This is a genomic window from Paenibacillus rhizoplanae, assembly GCF_042684125.1.
GTDB classification, from domain to species: domain Bacteria; phylum Bacillota; class Bacilli; order Paenibacillales; family Paenibacillaceae; genus Paenibacillus_AQ; species Paenibacillus_AQ rhizoplanae.
Genome location: NZ_JBHUKY010000026.1, coordinates 33,618 through 52,858 on the forward strand (window position 1 = coordinate 33,618; position 19,241 = coordinate 52,858).

Here is a 19,241-nt window from a genome sequence, read left to right on the forward strand (position 1 = left end):
TCTTAGATCCGTCTATTATAGCAGCGCTTTTACGCGGCTGACTACATTTTCTACAGTGAAACCATATTCTCTAATTACAGTGTCGCCAGGGGCGGAAGCGCCAAAGGTAGTGATTCCCAGAATGTCGCCCTGATCGCCTGTATAACGTTCCCATCCGAAGGATTGTGCCATTTCGATGGCCAGACGGGCCTTCACTTCAGGCAGGATAACGGAATCGCGGTATGCTTTATCCTGCTTTTCGAACAGATCCCAGCTCGGCAAGCTGATTACACGAACATCAATGCCTTCTTCGGCGAGCGCAGCCTGAGCCTTAACCGCCAGCTGTACTTCAGAGCCTGTAGCAATGATCTGTGCCTGCGGAGTACCGTTCTTGGAATCAGAGACCACATAACCGCCGCGTTTGATGTTATCGCGCACACCGTCTACGGTTCCAGCCAGGATCGGCAGGTTCTGACGAGTCAGTACCAGTGCTACCGGATTGGCTGTATTCTCCATAGCGTATGCCCAAGCTGCAGAGGTCTCGTTGGCGTCAGCCGGACGAATGACCGTCAGCCCCGGAATGATACGCAGGGAAGCAAGCTGCTCAATCGGCTCATGGGTAGGACCGTCTTCACCGACAGCGATACTGTCATGAGTAAGCACATAAGTTACCGGCAGCTTCATGATGGAAGCCAGACGGACAGCCGGACGCAGGTAATCTGTGAAGACGAAGAACGTACCGCCGAATACCTTAAGACCGCTGTGCAGTGCAATACCATTCATAGCTGCGGCCATACCGAATTCACGTACGCCGAAGTAGATATTACGGCCGTCATAGGATTCGGAGGTGAACTGGGACAGACCGTTCAAGTGCGTCATGGTCGAGCTCTCCAGATCGGCAGAACCCCCAACCAGCTGCGGGATACCGCCAGTCAAGCCGTTCAGTGCATTACCGGAAGCCACACGGGTAGATACAGCTTTGTCTTCTGCTTTGTAGAATGGCAGATTAGCATCCCAGCCTGCAGGAAGCTCACCGTTCAGTGCAGTTTCGAGCTGTGCAGCAAGCTCAGGGTATGCTTTTTTGTAGGCTGCAAATTTATCGTCCCATGCCTTGTTGGCGGCGATTCCTTTGGCTTTTACTTCAGCAAAGCTGGCGCGTACTTCATCCGGTACATAGAAATCTTCTTCATATACCCATTTGTAGTATGCCTTCGTCAGCTTCGTTTCATCAGCACCCAGCGGGGAGCCGTGAGTACCGCCGTGGCCGCCTTTACCTTGCTTGTTCGGGCTGCCGTAGCCGATGACCGTCTTCACTTCGATCAGTGTCGGTTTGCTGCTGTCTGCCTGAGCCTCTTCAAGAGCCTTAGCCAGTGCAGGAAGATCGTTACCGTCTTCTACGCGCAGAACCTGCCAGCCGTAAGCTTCAAAACGCTTAGCTACATTCTCGGAGAATGCAAGGTTCAGCTTGCCATCGAGAGAGATATCATTCGAATCGTACATTACAATTAGTTTGCCCAGCTTCAGGTGTCCGGCAAGCGAAGCGGATTCGGAAGAGATCCCTTCCATCAAATCACCGTCGCCGCAGATGGCGTACGTATAATGGTCAATCACGTTATGTTCATCTTTATTATAAGTGGCACCCAGCTGAGCTTCAGCCATTGCCATACCTACAGCCATACCAATACCTTGTCCAAGCGGACCTGTTGTTGCATCTACACCGGCAGTGTGGCCGACTTCCGGATGTCCTGGAGTTAAGCTGCCCCATTGGCGGAACTGCTTCAATTCTTCCATAGGCAGATCATAGCCGCTGAGGTGCAGCAGGCTGTAGAGGAGCATGGAGCCATGTCCGGCAGACAATACGAAACGGTCACGGTTGACCCAAGTCGGATGGTCCGGGTTATGATTCATGGTCTTGGCGAACAATTGGTATCCCATAGGTGCGGAACCCATTGGCATACCCGGATGTCCTGAATTTGCTTTTTCAATGGCATCAATGGCAAGTGTACGGATCGTAGTGATGGCCAGGTTGTCCACCGTTGAGTTTTCTTCTTTATGAATGGCTTGATCTTTTGCTTGTTCAGTCATTAAAATAATCCTCCTCAAATCAAGAATGTCATTTTGACTATTATTGTATCACGGAAGTGGAAGCATTTCCAATTGTTTTTGCTGTAGCTTATATTTAACGGCTTCTGCCGCGACTATGCACTCCTATGCCAGATTTACGGCGCTCTTGAAGATGCAAGACAGGAATGAAGAGACTTAGCCTTAAGTCTAGTTTCTAATTAAGACTAAAGTTTGTTTTACAAAGCGGATTTATACAGTAAGATGGAAGTACCACAGCGGAATTTTAGCCGGATTATCCATAATTTCCAGCAGAAAGGAATTCAGAAGATGACTGCAAACAGAGACATTTATATTGTGCTGACCGGAACAGGCACGGCCTTCAGCGGAATTATTAAATGGTTCACCAAAGCGGAGCTGAATCATGCCTCGATTGCTTTTGACAGTGAGCTGCGTGAGGTCTACAGCTTCGGCCGGAAAAAAGTGTACAACCCGTTTATCGCCGGACTTATCCATGAGAACTTCATCCATCCGTTCTACAGCAGTGCAGACTGTGCCATCTACCAGCTCAGAGTCAGTGAGGAAGAGTACAATACTATGTATAACCATGTCCAGGGTATGATGCAGAATCAGGAGCGTTATAAATATCACCTGCTCGGTCTGGTCGGGGTGCTGCTGAACATCCGGATTGACCGGGAGAACGCCTATTTCTGTTCCCAATTCGTCGCCTCTGTATTAGAGGAAACCACCGTTCATCCGGTAGCCAAGCCCTCCTGCTTCGTGACTCCGGAGGATTTCGCTTCATCCCTGTGTGCCCACAAAATATTCAGCGGCAAACTCTCCTACTATATGCACCGCAGTCATTCTGCGGACCTTCGAGGTTCCAGTCTACATAACCCCCAAACTACTAATCCTCCAGAATTTGCGGCCCCGAGGCTGCGGCTGCATGAAGAACGGACCGAGGGAATCGTCTGAACGATCACCCTCCGCCCGCTTGATGCCGTGTAAAACATAAAATCTCACAAGAGCATAAGGAACAAGGAATGCATCCCGCGTTATTTTACACGATGGCTCTGATAATATTCTGTCCAATCTCCGAGAATCGTTACCGCCACTGTATCCACCTTGGTCTGATACTCATTAGTAGCGGTGAAGGTAAAAGTAACCGGGCCATCCGGCAGCTGCTCGAACGATGGGTCGGCCAGTTCACCTGTCCACATGGTCTTATCGCTCCCAGTCGGACTTAGCGCAGCCGTGTATCCTCCAGTCATTGTGACTTGCACGGTATCCGGTAGTCCAGTCGCTGTCCCCTGCAGCACGAATTTCTCACCAGCCCAATAGACACTATACCCCCGCGGACTTTCAGGCGAGCCACTCTGCTTCATATTATAAGCCTGACGGTTGCCATTCCATTCCTCCGTGTGCCGGACAGCCCCCTTGATGCTAAGCAGGTTAACCATAAAGTACTTTCTTGCGGACACAACACTCCAATCAAATCCATCGAAGACCTCAACTTCTACAGCATATTTTTCGTACTCTGCTAAGGCTCCATCCGGTACCTTCCATTGTTTTGAATTTGATACCTGGTCACCAGACTGCACCTTAATCGCACCTGTGGCCAGATTAATTATCCGCACCCGGAAGCGCTGCTGCTGATCCCCGTCCTCATCCTGGTAATCCCACTTGATGATTGGTGTCAGCGTGCTGGCAATGGTCGGCTTGTTGGGGCTGTCACTTGTCGGATAGGTAATAGCGACCTTGGGTAACCGGTTCAACACGGTAATGCTATGGGACAGCTCTCTGAACAGTCCCAGGGAGTCCGTAACAAGCTGCCGATACGTAAAGGTACCGTTTGTAGTAAACTTTTTGTTAAAATCGCCTTCTGTGCTCACAAGCCCCTCTGCACCAGCCGCCGGCTTGAGGAAATACTGATGGCTGATGCTATCTCCTTTCGGAATATCTGCGTCCGTTGCCGTGCTTTGGATGTTCAGAACATCCGTCCGGTAGATCGGTACCTTCGTGGCATCTTTTCCGGTATCCGTAATGAGGGTGAATCCCGGCTTGGGCGGATTGTCGATGATGAAAGCTTTTTCGTTGGAGATTTCTGACCACTTCCGTTTGGAGAATGCTCGTCCCTGAACTGTATAGAGCAGGAATCGGTCCAGCGATTGATCCGGCAACTGATACTGGCGTATTGATCCCGTACTGTCGGTGTTCTCCACCGTTTTGGCCAGCAGCTTGTCCTTCGTAAAGAACTCCAGCCGATAGCTCTCCTGCGGATCATTCTCCGGGTCGGAGTAGGTCCACTTGATCAGTGGATCTCCTTCTTTTTCCGCATCGATAATCGTAGGGTTGTTCACCGTCCCTGCAGGATACGTTAGGGTCATGTTAGGAGCCAAGTTTTCTTTAACCGTTACCTTGAGTGTGGCTATGTTCGACTTGTCGCCAATCTGGTCCACGGCCCAGTGCTCCAGAGTGTAGGTCCCCAGTTCATCAAAATTAAGCGAGATACTCGGAGTCTGGAATAGTGTGATCTTATGATCGCTTCCCGTTACCCGCCAGTAATACTTCAAGCTGCTCTGATCGGCTATATCTTCATCCACATCAGAGGAATTGAAGGTATGGGTATCGTATTGATTGACCGCTGCTGGACCTTGAATCGCCGCTGTCGGGACATGATTTTTGACGCTGAACATCTGGGTGGCATAGGAATACAGACTTCCATCCGTCGCATTCAGTCTCATTTCCCAGCCGTCAGAGATTGCTTTTTGTGCAGAAATCCCATAATCATTGAGTACGTCTTGCACCCTGAATACCTGATTCCGGTTGCTCCCCCGCCAGTAATAGGGATCATTATTAAGTTTGGTATACCAGCCATACTGCAAATTATCTCCATCCTCATCCGGATCAGGGGTCAAGTTATTCAAGCTGATGACCGTATCCCGGTAGACCTCATTAGGCATCGTAAAGCTGGCCGCAGGCGGATGATTAATGACCTGCACGGTTTGGCTGTACACATTCGACCAGAGTCCGCGGTTATCACGAACCTGCAAATTAAGCTGGTATGATCCCACGCCGAAGGCCGCGATATTCGGCGGTACAGTTGCACCGCCCGAATGACTCCACACCTGCTGCCAGCCGTCTTTTATGACCGTCCAAGAATACACATCGAGCGGATCATTGTCCGGGTCAAAGGACTTATCAATAATAATGGTTGCCTTACGGTAAGAGACATTGGTCGGACTCACTGTGAATAGAGCAACCGGCGGTAGATTGGCTGCGCTGCCCACACTCTGCTGCATCCAGTCACTCCACACCCCGAAGCCGTTAGGACCATCAATGTCCCGGACACGCAGCCGGATCTCATGGGCAACCCCCGAAGGAAGCTGCGCAGGTGGCTGTCCTTCGGTCCAGACTTCATCCCCGGCTTTGCGCCATTGCCACTGCCAGGTCACCAACCCCTTGGTTGGACTGGACATATGGTCCAGATCATATGAGCTGTCTGTGAGATGCAGCGTGCCGCCTATCAGCTTCGCTGAAAATAGGGCAACCGGCTTCCGGTGAACCATGAACGTCATGCTGGATAAGTTGTCCCGGCTCCACATGCGGTAATTATCAAACCGGTCATCGCCCTTCGGATTATCCCTCGCTTGAAAGGTAGCCGTGTAAGCGCCGCTGAAAGGAAATGACGGATACTTGCTATCCCGCCACAACCCGCTGTCCCAGATCATACCCATGGAGTTATCAAAAATACCAGGGTCCTGATCATAGCGGTACCGCTCTGCATATTTGCCGTCATTCTCATAATCGGTATATGAGGTACTGATATCAATCGGGCTATTGATAAGGAAGAAGGCTTTGTTCCTCAGCCGGTTGGTCACGCTAAAGGAAGTGGAGGCTTCTGCCTTCAGGTTGAACGGATCGACTACCTTCACATTGACGTTGTACCAACCGGGCGGGATTCCCTCATTTAACACATCAATGGGAATGGTGAAGTTTTTCGCTGAGCCCGTATTGGTTACGGAGATTTTTTTATAAAACACGTTCGGGATCTCTGCAATGATATCGACGGTATCGTTATCCGGGTCTTGCACATACCCTTCAACATAAAAAGTGCTCAACCCAGCATCATTGATGATACTTTGCCCGTTTTGTGAGGTAAGGGTAAGATTGGGCTTTTTGTTGGTGGATAATGGAAAGACTCGTTCATCATTGATCGTATACGTATGAAAGTATTTATAGGTGCCTGAATTTTGCCATACATCTGCTACCCAATATTGTTCTGAAAAGGACTGCATGAATTGGATGTTTTTCGGTGTCTTACCTGGACTTATAAAGGTCGAAAAAGATGGTGTTAAGGTAAAATAATCTATATAGAATTGATCATCGTATGGAGGAGAGAAGTAAACTCGTTTAGCGTAAAATCCCGGATGGGTAAATTGTGTTGAATCAAAGTAGGTTGGATTGTTTGTACTATCAAGAAACGAGCCCCCACCAACCTGCGCGATTTGTTCTTGACTTCCATCCGTAAAGGTAACCAATATGCGTCCTGCATATCCGGTAACATAACCATGCGTCCACCTTGATCCCGGATCGGAGCTCCTGGGATAATAAGGTAACTGTTCCCTCATGAGTATCCATGCGGTTGGCGTCTGCAGGTTACTCATATTGATGTGCAGTTCACCCGTGACTTTGTTATAAGTCATACCCGTTAAGTCAACGGCAGGTAAGTCTACACGCATTGAACTGGCATACCAGTTATTATCTCCTTCGTATGAGGGGGGTCTTGAGGTATTTAACTGAGTCGCTGGAATTTGGACATCGTTGAACTCTAGGACCTCACCCGCTGCCTCTGCCCGCTCTCCCAGCCACGGATACCAGGGTAGCATTGTAACCATTAAGATCATTAACGTTATTCGTTTTATCAGACTCAGACTTTTCATGCGGTTATCCTCTCTTCTACCATGACCAATCGACTGCCGGAGCACGGTTGTACACTTCAATGACTCGTTCAGCTATCGGCTGCGGCGGCGCACTGCTGTAGGAGTCTCTGGATTTTCGGTCGGCTGGAGTAATAAATTCTTCAATGGTGGGCTGATCGAACTCTTCCGTTACCGTAAGCCGGACTTCATACCTGCCTACTTCATACAAAATCAAATTCAGAGTACTGACGTTGGCATCATTGAACGGGACCCATGGATTATTGGAGAAATCTCCATCATTCTCAGCATCATACCGATATTCCCATTTTCGGTGGGCCAAAAAATCATAGTCTGGAGAAAAGGACATATCGGTTAAGGCCGCGACCGCCTGGTTCCCATTTGCTGGATCGCGATAGATCTTTCCAGGAGCAGAAAAATAAACGACCGGCGGCTCATCCGGAATGATATCAAAGGTCATACTGGTGGAATCCCCAAACCCGGCAGTGTTGGTAACGGTGAGAGTTGCCTTAAACGTCCCAGGCTTCTTAAACAATACATCTTTGGAGTTCATCCCTGAGAGATTTCCCAAGTATTTAATATCTGCAGCAGTACCGCCGGAAACAGGTGAAATCGTCCACTGCGTCTTGGTCTCATCAATAGGGTAGTGCTCCGGGCTTCGGCTCTTACTCAACAGGGTTACTTTCCTGTTTTCTTTTTTTGTCCCCTTTACATCAATAACAGCTTTAGGGATAGGCTGTATGACATTAATTTTGGCGCTGGTAGAACCGGTCAATCCTCCGTTATCAGTTACGGTTAGGCGCACAGAATGCTGGCCGAGGGAACTTAGCGGATACCAAGTCCAGCCGAAGGGACCACTAACCGGCTCCACAGCTCCAGGTGTATTGTACTTATAATCTACAATCGTTCCGTCTGGATCATATGATCCCTTCCCGTAGATCAAGGTTTCTTCCCCAGCCATGACCTCTTCAGATACATCCAGTATGGCTTTTGGCGGCTTGTTGTTATTGGTTGGTGGTGGTGTTGTAGGAATAGGAGAATCTGAGACTTCTACGGTGGCCTTCATCGTCTTGGAAAGAGATGAGACGGTGCCGCTCCCGGTCACTACCGGTTTGGTGAACCGCACGGTAACGGTAAGGGTGTATTCTTGCTTCACATTGCTGCCCCTGCTCTTAGGGATAACAAAATTATCGAAGGTCTGTGTGCTGTTCAAAACCTTGCCGTAATCCTTCTTTGTCTTCACATCACTGGAACCAGTTTCTTTAGCATAAAATATCCATTCTTCGATGTTAGATGAATTATTGTAAGCCAAAAGGTCTCCCTTGACTCTCAAGGATACCTCAGTGTCCTTCCCCTCAAACTTCGCCGGATTGGGCGAAGGCTTGAGGATGCTTACTCCGCCGTCTAGGGTGGGTTCGGTGATGGGCGTGTAGCTGAAGGATACGCTGCCGCTGTAGCTGTAGGTTGGGACTTTGGCGTCAGCCTTATAATAATAAGTAGCCGTTACCTCATACTTTCTGCCCTGAGCATGACCCACAAGAGGGTGAGATGAATCTGCATCTTGATTAACATAAGTTTGTTCTGTTATTTTTCCATCTGAGTTCACAAAATAGGGAATAGCATAGTTTACAATAACTCTATTGTTTTTAAATTTAATCTCTTTAATAGTGTTAGAAGAATATTTTGATTCAAAATACGGTTTAATTGTGCTTGCATTAATATATTTTGAATCTATGACATTGGCTTGCGATCCATCGTACCATTTTAAGTAGTCCATAGACTGATACGGAGCAGCCGAAATAACTACTCTAGGTGGACGATCCGAGGGATTTGCATTGTCTTCCGCTGGCATATCTTTTGTTTTCATTCCATCGTTAGATTCATCATACTCATTAATTTGCCAGCGTCTACCATCAGAGTATCTCCAAATGGAGTTATATGGATTTGAAATAAATAATGATCCGAAAGAGGCACGGTATCCGAGAACATTTGATATTGTTTTGTTATTAGACACGCCATTCAATTTTAAATTAATCATCCCATTTTCTAATGTAATATTTCCATTCAATTGATTACTTCCACTATATTTAAAACTTCCTGTATTAATTGAAGCTACTGTTACCCCACTTGGTAAATCTAAGTTATATGACTTAACAGCATTATCATCGCCTATTAATCCCGTATTTGCAGGGATAGAAATGGAGACTGTTTTAACTTCTGCTGCTACTACCTCCTTAACTTCAATTAAGGAGGCAGTACTTAAAGTGAATATTATCAAAAGTGTCAGTATTTTCTTCATTCAGGTACCACAAACTTTTCTACGTAGTTTTTTCCGTAGAACATACGGATAACAAAATGATCAAACTCACCGTTGTAAACATACCCAAGATAAGATGTGATCTTTTCTCCAGGTTTAAGTGAGTACGTCCACAATGCCTCTTTACTGTTGGTTTTAGATGCTAATTTCTTGGGCCAAATTGCATCTGTCATTTTTCCAGTTGCAAAGGTAAGTGGGATGGAAGCTTTAATATCGTTACCGCCACCATGCATTTTTTTGTTTGTCTTATTCTCTATGGTTACCTTAGTCCAAATAAAGTATTTTGGGCTATCTATTATATCAGTTGAATCCTGAAACCCGTACAACTTCTGAAGCTTCTTCACTTCCGGAGATTTAAAATCATAAATCATAATCTTATGAAGTGTATAACTCAATCCTTCTGATTCAAGAGTGACTGGCAGGTTCATTGCCTTCTTCAGTCCGAATTTAGCCAAGTTATCTGTCATCACAGGAGCCGCCGTAGCCTTAACCCCCGCAGCACTAACATCCCCCGCTGGAACAGCAGCCGGACCGGCCAACAACGCCACTGCCAGAAAAGCCTTTACTGCTGTTTTGCCCGCTTTGGTCTTGCTAATCTTCAACTTCATCATAATTAACCTCTCCCTTTAATTTTTATAATTTCATATCTCTTCCACCCGCATCAGCAGGATGCCTTTATCGATTCATCCTATATTCCTGAACTGCCGGTACCGTGATGGCCTCTTGAACCTTGTTTCTGGAGATCAGCACCGGGTGCTGCGTTTGAATAACGGCGATGACCGAAGGGCCTTGTATGTATTTGGTGATACCGTAAGTGCTGTCCTCATAGAGCAGCGGAAAAGTATCGCCCGTAGATTCATCCACGATGTCGAACTTGACGATCTTGACTTGAGCCTGAAGCCGGCTCCCCGCCAAGGGGGATAAGCCGTCATCCAGTCCCAGATTACTCTGCAGGGTGTGGCGGAAGGTGGCATAAGCTTCAGCGGGATCAATGACCAGACGGCCTTGGGCCCTCGCTGCTTCGTTCAACTCCTGTGATGCGTCATGGACGGCCATATTATTGGCATCCTTAAGCATGCTGCGCACCTGGTCCCATTCCTGATTCTGAATCTGAAAAAACCAGGAATAAATAAAAATCAACAAGACAAAGGCCAGCTTAATAATATAATCCATAGGTTAGCTTCATCCCTTAATTAATCGAGATATTCACTCATGATCGAGCCATGTCCATAGTACTGTGTCGGCTGGGATACGCCGGAGAAATTGTAGGGGAACAGGTTGACCCGCGGCGCAGTCACATACACATCAATCCGCTGTTTGCGCTCAAGGATCACTTCTGTTCCGCTGGTTATCTTAATTGAGCCTTCCGGAAATCCTACAGCCTTCAGGTTCGAAATGACCTCTGCCTTCATGGAGGCAGTGACCCTCCCTTCTGTCGCTGCCTTTTGCGTAATATACGAGGTGTTGGCTTTGACCTGCAGATCGAGCAGATAATCGATGTACGTAAAAATCGGCTGCAGGATGATGAACAGCACCAGCCACATGAACAAGGCCCGGAGGACGGTTGCCTTCAAGCGCAGCGCCTCCTTTTAATACTTCTCGACAGCTTTGACATGGGTGATAATATCATCCTGGCTGCCGCCGATAATGCTTGTAGCCCCAGCGATAAAAATCCCGGCAATCACAAAGCCAATAGCCAGAAACAGCGCGACGGAAATCGAGTCCTTCTTCATCTCTGTTAAACCAAAGGGCCAGCGATTGTGTACGTTACTGCCGCCTCCACAGAATCTGCGGGCTGAATCAGACTAACCGCCGGGATATCTGGTCTGTTGTCATCCGCTTTATCGATTACGTCCCGTACCACAGGAATCAATACCGCAATTACGATAGCCACACACAGGAACCCGATAGCGATAAACAAACCAGTAGAAATAGCATCTTTTTTCATTGTTAATATCTCCCTTTTGATTTTATATTTTAAATGGCTTCTTGAATATAACAAAAATTTCATTTGGTTCTTTTTCTTGCTGTAAGCCTGTCTGAACTGGTCATTGGAACATCCCTACGCCGTTAAAATTCCCTTTAATCAGCATAATGTACTGCATCGCCAGCGACACAATCATCAGAAAGGTGGCGATCGACGGAATAACATTGATGATCGTGGAAATGTCCCCGATAAAGGACCACTTCTTCAGATATTGGTCACTTGAGATTTTGGTGATAATCTTGCCCTGCTCCTGAAGATACTTCGCTGCTTCATGGTCATCATCCATCCCTTCTGTCGCCAGCAGAATCGAGCGGATATCGTTGATGAACATGTGATTCTCCGGGAATTTGCTGCAAAACCATTCAATGGCCCGCTCCGTCCCCTCATCCACCGCCCGCTCCGAAAGCTCATACAGATCCTGGCGGATGTAACTGAAATGGTTAGCCGTTCCGGCGCAGAAGGCTCCAAATTCTACATACCCCCGCTTGCGCAGCCGGTTGTTCTCATAGAGGCGGATGAAGGAGATCAGCTCCCCGTCTTTTTGAATCAGTGTCTTCTGATGCAGCCAGCCCAGCACCCAGCCAAACGGCAGCGCCCGCTGCGGACTGGTAATCACGAGAATCAGCAGCGCAATCAGAGGATCGTATAGGGACATTGGCTCAGAGCGTACAAAGTCTCCCGTTGCCTGAACCAGCAGATAGAGGAGGGCCGCCGAATATCGGAATAGTGTGATTTTGGCTGCTGGTATAGAAAGTCCGCTCTGATTGAGCAATTGCTGCAGCCGCTCATTTTGCACACGTTCCCCGAAGGCCTTCCACTGCTGGCCCAGACGGAGCACATACCGCTGCTGACGGCTGCTGCTGCTGACAAAGACCAATAAGGCAAGATACACAATACCTGTTACAGCTATCAAAAGTAGTAATCTATTCATCATTCATCACCTTAATGGTAGTCCAGTCTGGGTCTGGCGAGGATGGTGCTGATCATGAACGAGATGAATAAGCCCGTAAGGATCACCATCATAAATGTAAGTCCAATCGTTGTCTCGAACTGCAATTTGAAATACACATCCGGCTTCAGCATGTACATGAACGTTCCCACAGAAGACACCAGCACAATCAGATTACCGTACAACCCCAGGCTGATCGCATCCCTGCTGCTGGCTTTTACCGTCAAAATAGTCTCCCGTTGCAGCTCCATTGAGCGGTTAAGCGTCATGAGTGAGCTTTTGAGATAACGGGTGCCCTCCTTCTCGCAATAGAGCAGGTCCGATACGAATTCTACGGCAAACGTCGTGCCAATCGCTCCGGCAAAACGCCCTGCTTCCTCATTCAGCTCCCGTTCATTGCTATAGCCGGCGAACGCTGTCCCCAGCAGCCTCAAGGGCGTCTTCAGCACATTCTCCACCGGCAGCAGGTCACTGGTCTTGGACAAGATGGAATCCGCAGACAAATGCGTGAATTTGGTGGCGATTTTGATCACATCGAGCAGATCGTAGCTCCCCCGCACCTTGCGCTGGGCATAGGTATACCTCATCCGCAGATAAGGAATACAGGCCGAGAGAACCGCCAGGAACAGCGGAAGCCGCCAGGCATTCGCCACAGGTGCGCCGTCATTCAACACCATGCCTTCCAGAAAAGGATTGCTGAAGCTCATCTGCCCCGGCAGCTCTTTAAGAGTCAGCAGACTCGATAAAAATACACCGAGGAACAGCATCCCCGAACGGATGACGAAGCGCAGCACACTGATGCCAGGCTCGTATCGCTTATGGGCAAAATACAGAAGATTATCCAGATGGCGGTACAGCCACATTTTCCTCTTCGTGCTACTGACCTTCTGACCGAACAAGCTCATCTTCAGGTTCATCCGCAGATCCAGCTTTTGCCCCCACTGCCATAGATGCCGCTCAATCAGCGGCTTGACCAGCAGCCACAGTCCGCCTGCAACGAGCAGGTGAAGCACAAACTGGATAATATAGAACAGCAGCTCCACAGGCACTCCCTCCTCTCATTCATTCAAAACGATTTTGGACTTCAGGCTTTCCTTCAGCGGGTCAGTCATCGGCTTCTGCGCAGCGAGATGTCCAAGCTCCTGCAGCAGCATCCGGGCCGCTCTGGCATTCTTCTTCTTCATCTTCACAATCAGCGCCTGGGTTAGCTTGTCATTATAGGTCCAGCCTGCCTGCTCTGGTTCCCAGCGCATCAGATCGTTCGCGAAGACCGAATTACTGGCCTCTTCATAAAAGACCTCGGAGATCCGCGTGAGCCGCTTCTTGCCATCCGGGACACTCTCCAGAATAAACACCAGCTCACAGGATTTCAGCGCTGAGATTAAATGCCCCTTCAGACTGCCGCCAATCCGTGTAGATACAGCGAACGCCCCCTGATAAGGAATATCCTCCGAATCTACGGTATGAAAGGTGCCCGTAATGCCGTCATAGCCCTTTTCGCCGCTCCACAGATAGAATTCCCACTCGTTATAACGCATTTCCGTCATGTAGAGTATGTTCGGGTCATGCCGCAGCGACTCCACTCCAACCTCCATCAATTCCTCATTGGAAGCCTGAATCGGAATAATCCGGTGGCCTTTGATCTGGTACGGTAAAATCGACTCCGGATGCTTCTCGATCATCACGACGCCCATGCAGGAAGAGGAGCCGAGCAGCTGCTCGCCGACAATTGTGTTGGCAAAAGTAGTTTTGCCCGAGCCTACGGCCCCCGCGATAATTGTGTTGCGAAACGTCCCGGTAAGCGCACGAATCAGATCAATCGCTTCCGCAGGAATGCATTCCGTGCCGGCCTGATCATCCAGATCCAGAAATTCAACGACCTGCCGCCGCAGCGAGATGGTAGTGAAACCCTCCCAGACCCTTGGCGAGACCCAGATGGCTAGACGGATGAACCGGCCGGGCCAGAGGGGATCATCCATTTTAAATTCAACAGAAGGATTATCCTTGTTCAGCTTCTTGCCCGGATCGCTTTTGAGAAGTGAGCGTTTAAGCTGCTCCACCCGGTCGAGCGAAGGCATCTCATAGGGATACGCCACAAACTTCCCCTGATGGTTATAAAAAATTTGCCGCCCGATCATCTGCAGTCCGGTGGATTCGCTATAGGCCCGGTCTGTAAACCAGCGGTAGGCGGGGCCAAAGCCCTTCCATTCATGAAACAGCGCTTCAGCGGCTGTTCGGTAAGCCTCCGGCACTTTGCCGGTAAACGGGGTCCGGCGCAGATATTTCTCAATCTCGTTCATAAAAAAGCTGACCGCCTGCGGATCACCAACCAGCGCCTTCGCATTCAGTTCGAAATAGCCATCATCCTCACGCTCCAGCCCGGCGTTCATTTCACTTTTCATGGTGTGCAGGAAGCTGTAGAAGTCCTCTTTGCCTGGCTTGCTGGTACGCAGTACGCTCTGCTTCAGTGAAAATAGCCGTCTGCTCTGCGTTCCGTCTGCGAGTCCAGGCACCGCCTGTAAGCTCTCGTCCCGCTGTTCCTGCCGCCTTCCCTGCTCAGGGTCCAGCGGAGCCCATCCAGACAGCACACGCTTCCGCTGCAATGGCAAGCTTTCATCCTTGTTGTTAATCATTGAAATATCCCCTTCTTGCGGGTTTCCTGGGCGAGGCCCAGTGATACAAGCAATGCGTGGACCTTATCGTCCACATGCTGAAGCTCCTTTTTGCCCAACGGCAGGCTCTCTGGAAAAGATGGATAATACGGTAGCTCCAGCAGAAGCTCGCTGCCAAAACGCAGGGCCAGGCTCTTCGGTGACGTTAGCTCCTCCACATTGCTGCGGTTGATAATCCACTGGAAGTCCTGCGGATGCAGGTCCATATGTCCGGCCAGCTCCATCAGGGGCTGCAGCCTGTGTTCATGCCGCGGATGTGTAACGATCATGCGCAGCACCGACTTCTGCATCCCCACGTACCACGCGGCGCTCTCGGGAATCGACCCAAAATCCGCAATCACCACATCAGCACTTTCACTTGCTCTCGCCAACAGGTATTCAATCTCCTCCTCCTGATAATCCTGGGCGCTTAGATAATCGAAGTTCCCGGGCAGATAGGCATAGCCTTCCTGCTTCACCAGCGCGCTGAAATCCTCATCGTGCAGCATTTTACCGGTAATCCGCGGCCGCAGCCTGTCCAGACTAACCGCCGTCTTCCGGTCATAGCCCGGATCGTACAGATCGAGACCCAGCATAATCACCCGCAGCCCTGAAGCGGCAATCCTCCTGGCGAACAGCTTGGCAATACTCGTGCAGCCAATCCCCGGCCCCGAGCCGAAGAAGCCTACCACATTACCGCTCTCCTTATGCTCATCTTCGAGCATATAGCGTAGCTTATCGATGATTGCCGCTGAGGTGCAGCGCGGAGGCATGAAAAATATGCCCAGACTCTCACACTGCATATGTATGGCCTGGTAACCCCGCACCCCTTTTTGCAAATAGATGTACAAAATCGAAGAGTCCGGATACCTCCCTCTCAGCTCTCTTAATTCCGCTACCGGCACCTGCTCGCTCGTTACCATTAACAGATGCCCTCCGGCATGCTCAGGCTCCGGCAACACACTTTGGGCAATAACGGTGAAGCCTGCCAGCTTAATCTCATTGTTCGTCAGCTGATCTATGCCCAGACTGAATATTCTCAAGTTTATTCCTCCTCCTTGCTGTCTGCTCTTCTACTCCACCCGAACAATCCATAGCTTCTTGCCCTGCTCGAGATAAGCTCCCAGCAGCTCACCGTCGCTCTTCTTCAGCTTCAGCTCCGGTGCTGCCACCTTCCCGGTGGAAGTAAAGCGGTTATTGTTATTGCCATTCTCCGAGTCGAGTACATCGTTGTTATCTTCCGTACGCACGTAGTTTACAGTCACTCCGCTTAAGAATACTTTGCGCGCAGGGATTTCCGGCGGAACCTCTGCTTCCGGCACAGAAGAAGCGTCTGAAGCCTGCCCCCCTCCGGGAGTAGTTACAGATGCAGCAGCAGCCGGACTGTATCCTCTGCGTTCTTTTGCGGGTGAGTCTCCTTCGACCAGATAAATATCTACCTTATCCCTGCTGCGGAGAGAACCGTTGATGGCATAGATGGCGTCTTTGGGAATCGGGAAAATCCCCTCGTCCTGCTGTGGCTCCAGCTCGCTTACATCCACCAGCGAGTCGGTCAAAATGCTGCCATCCGTCAGATTAACATTCGTAATCTTCTGTTCCACCTGTTCCAGACTACGGACGACCCCTGCCGGGATGTCTTTGGTCTGTACGGAATCCAGATAGAGATTCTCCGCTGTCAGCTCATGATTCTTGGGCAGGAAGCCCCCGCCATCCACCTTGATTTTGACAACGGTCTGTGACAGTACATAAGGCTTCAAGTAGAGATCATAGCCAAGCAGTCCGCCGAAGCCGATGAGCAGGATGAGTCCGGCGAAGAAATAATTGCGCTTTAATAGACGCCCGCGCTTTGTTGACAAGCCCTTTACCCCCTTTGAATGTGATTTCTGCACATAGCAAAATACATCTTGGCGCTTATGTCCAAAATGCCGGTAAAATGCTTTTTTACCTTAGTGGTTGAGAAGTGTATTAGATTATCCTTGTGAGGTTGTGAAGCCTGAGGCTGCGGGAAGCTCCCGCTGAAGATAAATGCCGGTAAAAGCCAGGCCAGAACGATGTCCTATATCCCCTGCGTTACGCAGGGTTGCTGACTTTTACCGGAGTGGTTGTAACGTTGACTGCAAGACTCTGCTGATTAATTAAATACTACTGTTTTATTGTGATGCACGAGGATTCTATCCTCAATATGCCATTTGACCGCACGGGCCAGAACCACCCGCTCAATGGTACGTCCAATGCGCTTCAGCTCATTCACATCATCACTGTGGCTGACCCGCTGAACATCCTGCTCGATAATCGGCCCGCCGTCCAGCTCCTCAGTCACGTAATGGGCAGTCGCCCCGATGATCTTGACTCCGCGCTGATAGGCCTGGGCGTACGGCTTACCGCCGACGAAGGCAGGCAGGAACGAATGATGGATATTGATGATCCGGTGCCGGTAATGCTCGATGAATGAAGGGGAAATAATCTGCATATACCGGGCCAATATGATCACATCAATATCCTCACCGATAACCTCCAGTTGACGCGCTTCAGCTTCAGCCTTCGTCTCTGCGGTAACCGGAATATGATGGAACGGAATACCGAATGATTCCACATAAGCCTGCATATCGGTGTGGTTGCTGACCACAAGCGCGATATCTGCATCCAGATCGCCCGCCTGCCACTGCCAGAGCAGCTCCACCAGACAATGATCCTCCTTGGAGACGAAGATCGCCAGCCGCTTCTTATGGCTTACCTTGAAGATCTGCCAGTTCATCTTGAAGCGCTCGGCAACACCGCCGAAGATGGTACGTACCTCTTCCAGCCGCTCATCCAGCTTAGGCAGGTCAAACTCTACTCTCATGAAGAACATTCCGCCGTCCGGGTCCATCGTATATTGGTCCGACTGCACGATGTTCGCGCCATGCTGATACAAAAAATGCGATACCGCCGCTACAATCCCCGGACCGTCAGGGCAAGAAATGAGCATACGCGCCCGGTCTGGATATGATCTGCCTGCTGAATGATCTCTTTTCACGTGTAATTCCATAATTCTCCGTCCATCCTCTCATCTGCTTGCGTTATCTGTGTGGATTTATGCCTTCACGAGCAGCTGTTTGCCTGCAAGCCAGGCGATCAGCCGGTGATTAACGGCTTCCTCACTAAGCTGAGGGAATAATCCGGCAGCTATGACTTGATCATAGAGACGTTCCAGCGGTTCACGGGGATCTGCTTTTTTGGCCTTGGCGTCATTCTTCAGCAGTTCCCACACCTCCAGCACATAACGGCGGGAATCCAGCTCCTGCTTGGCAAAAAAGGCATGCAGCTCTTCCAGCTCCTGCAGGAATTCCGCACCGAAGCGTTCAGTGACATTGCCGCGCAGCAGGGCGATTTCTACTTCATACATGGGACGGAGCTTCTTGGCATCCTTGCCGATCCAGGGTGTCTCCAGAATAAACGGCAGACCTGCGAGTGCTTCATGATGGACTACATTGTTGATCGTCTCGAATCCTATGTAGCCGGAGCCAATCGGTGTATGACGGTCTTTGCCCGCTCCGCGCGGGTTCTTGCTGTCATTAAGATGGATCACGCCGAGCCGCTCCAGGCCGATAGTATCATCGAACTTCTTCAGCACCCCATCCAGATCATTCACGATATCGTATCCGGCATCATGAATATGACAGGTGTCAAGACAGACCGATAACCTCTGATTAAATTCGACCTTATCTATAATGGAGGCAATCTCCTCGAAGGTGCGGCCAATCTCTGTGCCTTTACCAGCCATCGTCTCCAGTGCGATATGCACATCTGTCTCATTCGTACCGCCCAGCACCTCATTCAGACCGTCTGCAATGCGCTGGATGCCGTAATCAGCATACTTATCAGTGAATGCACCCGGATGCAGGACGATATGCTTGACCTCAAGCGCATGGGTCCGGCGGATCTCCTCCTGCAGGAAATCTACTGCCAGCTGGTAAGTATTCTCCTTGTAGGAGCCCAGATTAATAATGTAAGGAGCGTGAACCACAATCTCTCCGACACCATTCTCCCGCATCTTCTGCTTGCCTTCCTCGGGGAACATCGACTCAATCGGCTTCCGGCGTGTATTTTGCGGCGCTCCCGTATATATCATAAACGAGGTAGATCCGTACTCATTTGCTTCATTGGCCGCGCTCAGGAGACCCTTGTCCGCGCAGGACACATGTGAACCTATTTTCAGCATGCCTATTTCCCTCTTTCCTTCACGAATTAACCCTTATTCTACCGTGATCGGGAGAATAAATCTAGGCAAGCCCCGAAAGGCCGCTTCCGCTTCGCAAACCTAAGGAAATACGTTATACTCAAGAGGAGCAAAAGGAAAGTGACAATCATCATTGTC

Annotated in this window: 16 protein-coding genes; 1 reads left to right on the top strand and 15 read right to left on the bottom strand. The window is 49.6% G+C overall.

The genetic code is table 11. The annotated features are described in order from the left end of the window. Positions 1-15: 15 nt before the first annotated feature. Positions 16-2,064 (bottom strand): transketolase, encoded by a 2,049-nt coding sequence (tkt, locus tag ACFSX3_RS15960; RefSeq protein WP_036696921.1) that lies wholly within the window; start codon positions 2,062-2,064, stop codon positions 16-18. A 306-nt stretch (positions 2,065-2,370) separates the two neighbouring features. On the opposite strand from tkt, the gene ACFSX3_RS15965 reads away from it, so the two are divergent. Next, on the top strand, positions 2,371-3,015 hold the full coding sequence (locus ACFSX3_RS15965) for a hypothetical protein (RefSeq protein WP_209991638.1): 645 nt from the start codon (positions 2,371-2,373) through the stop codon (positions 3,013-3,015). 80 nt (positions 3,016-3,095) lie between these two features. Here the strand turns inward: ACFSX3_RS15965 and ACFSX3_RS15970 are convergent, their stop codons facing one another. The 14 genes from ACFSX3_RS15970 to ACFSX3_RS16035 all read right to left on the bottom strand — a co-directional run bounded on the left by ACFSX3_RS15970 (position 3,096) and on the right by ACFSX3_RS16035 (position 19,085). After that, positions 3,096-6,161 carry a hypothetical protein gene (locus ACFSX3_RS15970; RefSeq protein ID WP_209991639.1) on the bottom strand — a complete coding sequence of 1,022 codons (3,066 nt, stop codon included), beginning with the start codon at positions 6,159-6,161 and terminating at the stop codon, positions 3,096-3,098. An 838-nt stretch (positions 6,162-6,999) separates the two neighbouring features. Beyond that, positions 7,000-9,279, bottom strand: coding sequence for a hypothetical protein (locus ACFSX3_RS15975; protein WP_209991640.1), 2,280 nt, complete (start codon positions 9,277-9,279; stop codon positions 7,000-7,002). After that, the gene (locus tag ACFSX3_RS15980) at positions 9,276-9,908 is read right to left on the bottom strand and encodes a hypothetical protein (RefSeq protein WP_209991641.1); all 633 of its coding nucleotides are present in this window, start codon (positions 9,906-9,908) and stop codon (positions 9,276-9,278) included. The genes ACFSX3_RS15975 and ACFSX3_RS15980 overlap by 4 nt, the downstream gene beginning before the upstream one ends. Before the next feature lie 64 nt (positions 9,909-9,972). Further along, the gene (locus ACFSX3_RS15985; RefSeq protein WP_209991642.1) at positions 9,973-10,470 is read right to left on the bottom strand and encodes a hypothetical protein; all 498 of its coding nucleotides are present in this window, start codon (positions 10,468-10,470) and stop codon (positions 9,973-9,975) included. Between the two features lie 20 nt (positions 10,471-10,490). Beyond that, entirely contained in the window at positions 10,491-10,871 is a 381-nt protein-coding gene (locus tag ACFSX3_RS15990; protein ID WP_209991643.1) for a hypothetical protein, read from the bottom strand. Between the two features lie 15 nt (positions 10,872-10,886). Then, positions 10,887-11,030 (bottom strand): hypothetical protein, encoded by a 144-nt coding sequence (locus ACFSX3_RS15995; RefSeq protein WP_155991580.1) that lies wholly within the window; start codon positions 11,028-11,030, stop codon positions 10,887-10,889. 5 nt (positions 11,031-11,035) lie between these two features. After that, complete coding sequence (locus tag ACFSX3_RS16000) at positions 11,036-11,245, bottom strand: hypothetical protein (protein ID WP_209991644.1); 210 nt, start codon at positions 11,243-11,245, stop codon at positions 11,036-11,038. A gap of 100 nt (positions 11,246-11,345) precedes the next feature. Then, on the bottom strand, positions 11,346-12,215 hold the full coding sequence (locus ACFSX3_RS16005; RefSeq protein WP_209991645.1) for a hypothetical protein: 870 nt from the start codon (positions 12,213-12,215) through the stop codon (positions 11,346-11,348). Positions 12,216-12,226: 11 nt separating this feature from the next. Further along, positions 12,227-13,276, bottom strand: coding sequence for a hypothetical protein (locus ACFSX3_RS16010; protein ID WP_209991646.1), 1,050 nt, complete (start codon positions 13,274-13,276; stop codon positions 12,227-12,229). A 15-nt stretch (positions 13,277-13,291) separates the two neighbouring features. Beyond that, positions 13,292-14,866: an ATPase, T2SS/T4P/T4SS family gene (locus ACFSX3_RS16015; protein WP_209991647.1), complete on the bottom strand. Its 1,575-nt coding sequence runs from the start codon at positions 14,864-14,866 to the stop codon at positions 13,292-13,294. Next, entirely contained in the window at positions 14,863-15,927 is a 1,065-nt protein-coding gene (locus ACFSX3_RS16020) for a hypothetical protein (protein WP_209991648.1), read from the bottom strand. Before ACFSX3_RS16020 ends, ACFSX3_RS16015 begins: the two co-directional genes overlap by 4 nt. Positions 15,928-15,957: 30 nt before the next feature. Further along, positions 15,958-16,740, bottom strand: coding sequence for an SAF domain-containing protein (locus tag ACFSX3_RS16025; RefSeq protein WP_209991649.1), 783 nt, complete (start codon positions 16,738-16,740; stop codon positions 15,958-15,960). A gap of 275 nt (positions 16,741-17,015) precedes the next feature. Further along, positions 17,016-17,912, bottom strand: coding sequence for a formyltetrahydrofolate deformylase (gene purU, locus ACFSX3_RS16030; RefSeq protein WP_209991650.1), 897 nt, complete (start codon positions 17,910-17,912; stop codon positions 17,016-17,018). 45 nt (positions 17,913-17,957) lie between these two features. Further along, positions 17,958-19,085 (bottom strand): deoxyribonuclease IV, encoded by a 1,128-nt coding sequence (locus ACFSX3_RS16035; RefSeq protein WP_209991651.1) that lies wholly within the window; start codon positions 19,083-19,085, stop codon positions 17,958-17,960. Positions 19,086-19,241: the final 156 nt, after the last annotated feature.